Source organism: Bellilinea sp. (assembly GCF_034432615.1).
In the GTDB taxonomy this organism is placed as follows: domain Bacteria; phylum Chloroflexota; class Anaerolineae; order Anaerolineales; family Anaerolineaceae; genus Bellilinea.
This window is the reverse complement of record NZ_DAOUBL010000361.1, coordinates 1-5153: the sequence shown is the minus strand read 5'-3', so window position 1 is coordinate 5153 and position 5153 is coordinate 1. Positions and strand designations below refer to the sequence as shown.

The 5153-nt window shown below is 54.9% G+C and carries 4 protein-coding genes; 3 read left to right on the top strand and 1 reads right to left on the bottom strand.

Features of this window, described 5'->3' with window-relative positions:
• Positions 1-332 precede the first annotated feature (332 nt).
• From VAE48_RS16180 to VAE48_RS16170, 3 genes are all read left to right on the top strand, one after another.
• Positions 333-1217, top strand: coding sequence for an EamA family transporter (locus VAE48_RS16180; RefSeq protein WP_322794371.1), 885 nt, complete (start codon positions 333-335; stop codon positions 1215-1217).
• 278 nt (positions 1218-1495) lie between these two features.
• Positions 1496-1939, top strand: coding sequence for a response regulator (locus tag VAE48_RS16175; protein WP_322794370.1), 444 nt, complete (start codon positions 1496-1498; stop codon positions 1937-1939).
• Between the two features lie 8 nt (positions 1940-1947).
• Positions 1948-4392 carry an HD domain-containing phosphohydrolase gene (locus VAE48_RS16170; RefSeq protein WP_322794369.1) on the top strand — a complete coding sequence of 815 codons (2445 nt, stop codon included), beginning with the start codon at positions 1948-1950 and terminating at the stop codon, positions 4390-4392.
• Positions 4393-4445: 53 nt separating this feature from the next.
• Here the strand turns inward: VAE48_RS16170 and VAE48_RS16165 are convergent, their stop codons facing one another.
• Entirely contained in the window at positions 4446-4865 is a 420-nt protein-coding gene (locus VAE48_RS16165; RefSeq protein ID WP_322794368.1) for a hypothetical protein, read from the bottom strand.
• Positions 4866-5153: the final 288 nt, after the last annotated feature.

The following is a 5153-nucleotide window of genomic DNA, read 5'->3' as shown; positions in this document are numbered from 1 at the left end:
ATGTCTATTCGGAATAATCCACTGATACGTCAAATCGAGCGATTTTGCCCCCTCCTGCGCCTCCCCCAATATCGCGAAAGCGATATTGGGGGAGGTGGGTGGGGGTCGTTTCGCCACAATTCGAGTTTCGATACAAAGTTTTAGGATTGTCAAGGAACTTTGAGAAAGCCATTACGGTTTGGGTTCAACGGAATTTAAGAGCATTTTCCTGCCATTTGTCTGAATTAAGACAACTGAAATGTCTGATATTTTTGCATATAATAAGCAGCAAGCTGTCCCCTTCTCATCAAAAATGGTTTTCTCCCAAACTTTTATCCCCTGAGGTGTCCAACATGCTTTATCTGTGGATTGTTTCTCTCCTGTGGGCGTTCTCCTTCGGTTTGATTAAAGGTCAATTGACCGGTTTGGATGCCAGTTTTGTGGCGTTTGCCCGCCTGCTGCTGGCCGGGCTGGCATTTCTGCCGTTTCTGCGCCTGCGCGGGGTTGACCGCCGGCTGGCCGTGCGGCTGGCGCTGATTGGCGCGGTGCAGTATGGATTGATGTATGTGACCTACATCTATTCGTTTCGTTTTCTCAAAGCCTATGAGGTAGCCCTGTTTACCATTTTTACGCCGTTGTATGTTACCCTGATCAACGACGCTTATCACCGCCGTTTGAACTGGTTCAGTTTGCTGGCTACCGTTTTGGCGGTGGCAGGGACGGCCATCGTCCAGCAGGCCAACCTGCTCAGCCCCGACCTGACGCGCGGTTTTCTGATTGTGCAGATCAGCAACCTGTGCTTTGCGCTGGGGCAGGTGGCCTACCGCGAGGTGATGCGTCCTCACTCTCAAATCAGGGATGGGCAGATTTTTGGGCTGCTTTACTTTGGCGGCACGCTGGCAGCCGGTTTCCCCGCCTTGTTCACCACGCCGTGGGCCAGCCTCAACCTGCTGCCCAATCAGGCGCTGACGCTGCTGTATCTGGGGGTAGTCGCTTCGGCGGTGGGTTTCTTCCTGTGGAATGTTGGGGCGCGCAAGGTCAACGCCGGTACGCTGGCAATTTTCAACGACCTGAAAATTCCGCTGGCGGTGGCGGTTTCACTGGTCTTCTTCGGCGAGCAGGCCGACCTGCCGCGCCTGCTGATCGGCGGGGCGGTAGTGCTGGCGGCGCTGGCGCTGAACGAGTGGAATGTGCGGCGGCGCAGCAACCCGCCTCAACTGGCAGCCTCAACCGACTGATTTAATATTAACTTCGGTCTGGAATAAATCATAAACCCATCCATCTTGAGCATTTTCGACCGCGCCTGCGCCTCCCCCAAAATCGCCTCAGCGATTTTGGGGGAGGTATGGAGGGCTCATTGTATTCCTTCTCGGTTTTTGCATCGAAAACCAGTTCGGGTTAAATAATTTGAATTTGAAAACCCGGCTCGTTTTATGCTATGATTACAAAAACAGGCCTTGCCGGGAGGGGGTAACCTGCCGGTAAAGGTTTACCTGTTTATGGAGGTTGTCCGCGGATGAGCCTGTCTGTGCCTTTTCGTCCCATTCTTTTGGTGGAAGATAATCCCATGGATTTGGATCTGACCCGGCGGGCTTTCAGCCGCCGCCGGGTGGTCAACCCTTTTGAGTTTGCCCGCGACGGCGAGGAAGCCATTGACTGGATACGCCGCTGGGATGAGGGTTCACCCCTGCCGGTGGTCATCTTACTCGATCTGAAACTGCCGAGGGTGGACGGGCTGGAGGTGCTGCGCCGCTACAAGGAGCACCCGCATTACCGCTCCATCCCGGTGGTGGTGCTGACCACCTCCTCTGAAGACCGGGATATCGAAACCGCCTACCAGTTGGGTGCCAATTCCTACATCGTCAAGCCGGTGGAATTCGAAAAGTTTGTTGAAGTGGCTGCCCAGATTGAAGTGTACTGGACGCTGCTCAACCAGCCGCCGTCCCTCCACTTTTCGTAAGGTAGAGTATGAAGGACCCTGCCACTTCTCCCCACGAACCCCTGCAAGTGCTGTATGTGGAGGATAATCCGCAGGATGCCGATTTGACCGCCCGCGCGCTGCGGAAACTGGCTGCCCACATTCGGATGAGCACGGTTGCTACCCAAAAGCAGGCGCTGGAATTGCTTTATGAACAACGGCAGCCCTTTCAGGTGGTGCTGATTGACCGAAATTTGGGAGATGGCGACGGACTTTCGCTGCTGGTCAAACTGCGCAGCCTCAATCTGCCGGTAGCGATTGTCATGGTGACCGGCAGCGGGGATGAAGAAACCGTCATCGCGGCGCTGAAATCCGGGGCCGATGATTACATCATCAAACGCGATGATTATCTGGAGCGCCTGCCTGCCGTCATTGAAAGCGCATGGCAGCATTACCGCCAGCAGGTCATCCGTTACAACCGCCCGTTGCGCGTGCTGTATGTCGAGCATCAGCCGGCCGACATTGACCTGACCCGCCGCTATCTGGAAAAACACGCTCCTTACATCACCCTGGAGGTGGTAACGACTGCTCAACAGGCTTTGCGCACCTTGACCGAAGAAAGCCGGCCGGCTGAGGTGGATGTGCTGCTGATGGATTACAACCTGCCGGGCGGGATGAATGCGCTGGAATTGATCAAGGAAATCCGTGAGGTTCATCGCCTCTCCGTTCCCATCGTACTGGTCACCGGCCAGGGAGATGAAATGATTGCCCTGCAAGCCCTGCGGCTGGGCGCGCAGGATTACATTCCCAAAACCGATCACTATCTGGCGCGCCTGCCTTATGCCCTGGCCGATGCCTATCACCGCGCCCGTCTCAAACAGGAACATGACGCCCTGCGCAGCAGTGAGGAGCGCTTTCGGGCGCTGTTTATGGACTCGCCGGTTGCCATGCTGGAACAGGATTTTTCGCAGGTCAAGCGGGAACTGCTCGCATTGAAGCAAAGCGGGATACCCGATCTGGAAACCTACCTGCTCGATAACCCGCAGGTGGTGTTGGATCTGTTTGACAAATCGTACGTACTCTTTTTGAACCGCGCTGCCCGGCGTCTGTATCAGGTGGAGGGTAAAGCCCTGCCGCGGTCTTTGGGGGAATTGCTGAACGGGTGGGCTCAATGGCGTCACTTTGTGAACGAACTGCTGCAGATTGCCAGCGGGGAGGCCCATTTTCAACGGGAAACGGAAGATATTCTGCCGGACGGGCGAAAAATTGCTGTCAACCTGCACTGGAACGCCCTGGCCGGCTATGAAGAAACGCTGGAACGGGTGATTGTCGCTATCGAAGACATTACCGAACGGAAACAATCGGCCGAACGCATCGAACGTCAGCTGCATCAGCTGGAAGCCCTGCGCAAAATGGATGATGCCATCAGTTCAAATCTGAATTTGAATGAAACCCTGCAGGTGCTCATTGATCAAATGCGCAGCCAGCTGAATCTGGAAGCGCTGGCGGTGCTGCTCTATGACCCGGGTGACGGTTCGCTGACCTATACCGCCGGTGAGGGCAATGGGCTTCCCATCCCGCTCGGTTTGCGTTTTCATGCCGGCCAAAGCCTTGCCGGTCAATTGCTGCAAGAAAACCGCGGCCTTTTCCTGTGCGAGATCAGCGAGGATTGCAATTGCTTCGCGCCGCAGGTGTGCGAATTCAGCCGGCAGCTGCGCCAGGCCGGCTTTCAAACCGTAATGGTTATTCCGCTGATCACCAAAACCAACCCTCAGGGCGTCATTGAAATTTACCTGCGTGCCAGCCCGCCGGTGGATAGGGAATGGCAGCGTTTCCTGGAAATGCTGGCGGGGCAGGCGGCCATCGCCATTGAAAATGCGCGGCTGTATGAAGACGCGCGGCGCTCGAATCAGGAGTTGCTGCAGGCCTACGATGCCACCATTGAAGGCTGGACGCGCGCGATTGACCTGCGCGATAAGGAAACCGAGGGGCACACTCAGCGGGTGGTGGAACTGGTCTTGCGCCTGGGCCGTCAGGCCGGCATGAGCGAAGAACTGCTGGTTCACGTGCGGCGCGGCGCACTGCTGCACGATATCGGCAAACTGGGCATTCCGGATGCCATTTTGCTCAAGCCCGGTCCGCTGACGGAGGAAGAATGGGTGATTATGCGCCGCCATCCGCTGTATGCTTATGAGATGCTTTCGCCGATCGAATATCTGCGCCCGGCGCTGGACATTCCCTATTGTCACCATGAAAAGTGGGACGGCACGGGCTACCCGCGCGGTTTGAAAGGCGAGCAAATTCCGCTGGCGGCGCGCATCTTTGCGGTGGTGGACGTGTGGGATGCGCTGACCTCCGACCGGCCTTACCGCCCGGCATGGTCAAAAGAAGAGGCGCTGGCTTACCTGAAAGAACAACAAGGCAAACACTTTGACCCGCAGGCGGTCAAGTTGTTCCTGAAAGAAATGGGGTTGGAGGATACGCCGGGGGGATGACAGGCGCTGATTCATCCCCATAGAAGTACGGGCTGCTTTCTGGCGCAGGCAGATTACAGGAAAGTGCCCAATAAAAACACAATGATTAAACCCAAAATCATCCATCCCAATTTGGTTGAGTAGTTGTGGGGTTCAATTTGCCCGTTTCGATCCATGGATCGGATGAGGGGGAATAACCGCCAGTAAAAGGACACCGTCCCGATTGCCAGAGCAAGCAGAATGAAGCGCTGGAGGGTGGCATCTCCAAACAGGACGATCACAACCAGGAGGAGCAGGAAAATTAACTTTGCGCCGGCCACCCAGTAAACCAGGTATTTGACAAAATCATGAATTTCGGGGAACTGTTTAGATTTTTCCCACGCGGAAAATACACCCACTGCATTGGCTCTTTTTGATCCGGGCGCAAAATACAATGCCAGCACATTGGATGTTTCCAGGAAGATAAAGGCAAAAAGGACGATTTTGATAATCATAAGAGTGTCTCCCAGTGGTCTGAAAACAGTTGGTTGAAAACCGAAACAAAACACTGCCGGGCAAAGTAAAAATTCACGGACGGATTTCTCTTGAATGTCGGTCAGGGATAAATGTTTTTTAAGACCGGGAATGGGGGGTGATTTGCGCAAATGGCAGGCTTTGCACTTATCCCGGATTTGCGATCTTAAAGTACGTCAATTCGGGATAAATCTTTTTCACATCAACTTTCGAATTTTCGTCCCCCTCCCGCCTCCCCCAAAATCGCAAGGGCGATTTTGGGGGAGGTG

Bases quoted from the DNA above. Each gene is read 5' to 3' on its own strand.
- VAE48_RS16180 (WP_322794371.1), top strand. From the start codon at position 333: ATGCTTTATCTGTGGATTGTTTCTCTCCTGTGGGCGTTCTCCTTCGGT.
- VAE48_RS16165 (WP_322794368.1), bottom strand. From the start codon at position 4,865: ATGATTATCAAAATCGTCCTTTTTGCCTTTATCTTCCTGGAAACATCC.
- VAE48_RS16175 (WP_322794370.1), top strand. From the start codon at position 1,496: ATGAGCCTGTCTGTGCCTTTTCGTCCCATTCTTTTGGTGGAAGATAAT.
- VAE48_RS16170 (WP_322794369.1), top strand. From the start codon at position 1,948: ATGAAGGACCCTGCCACTTCTCCCCACGAACCCCTGCAAGTGCTGTAT.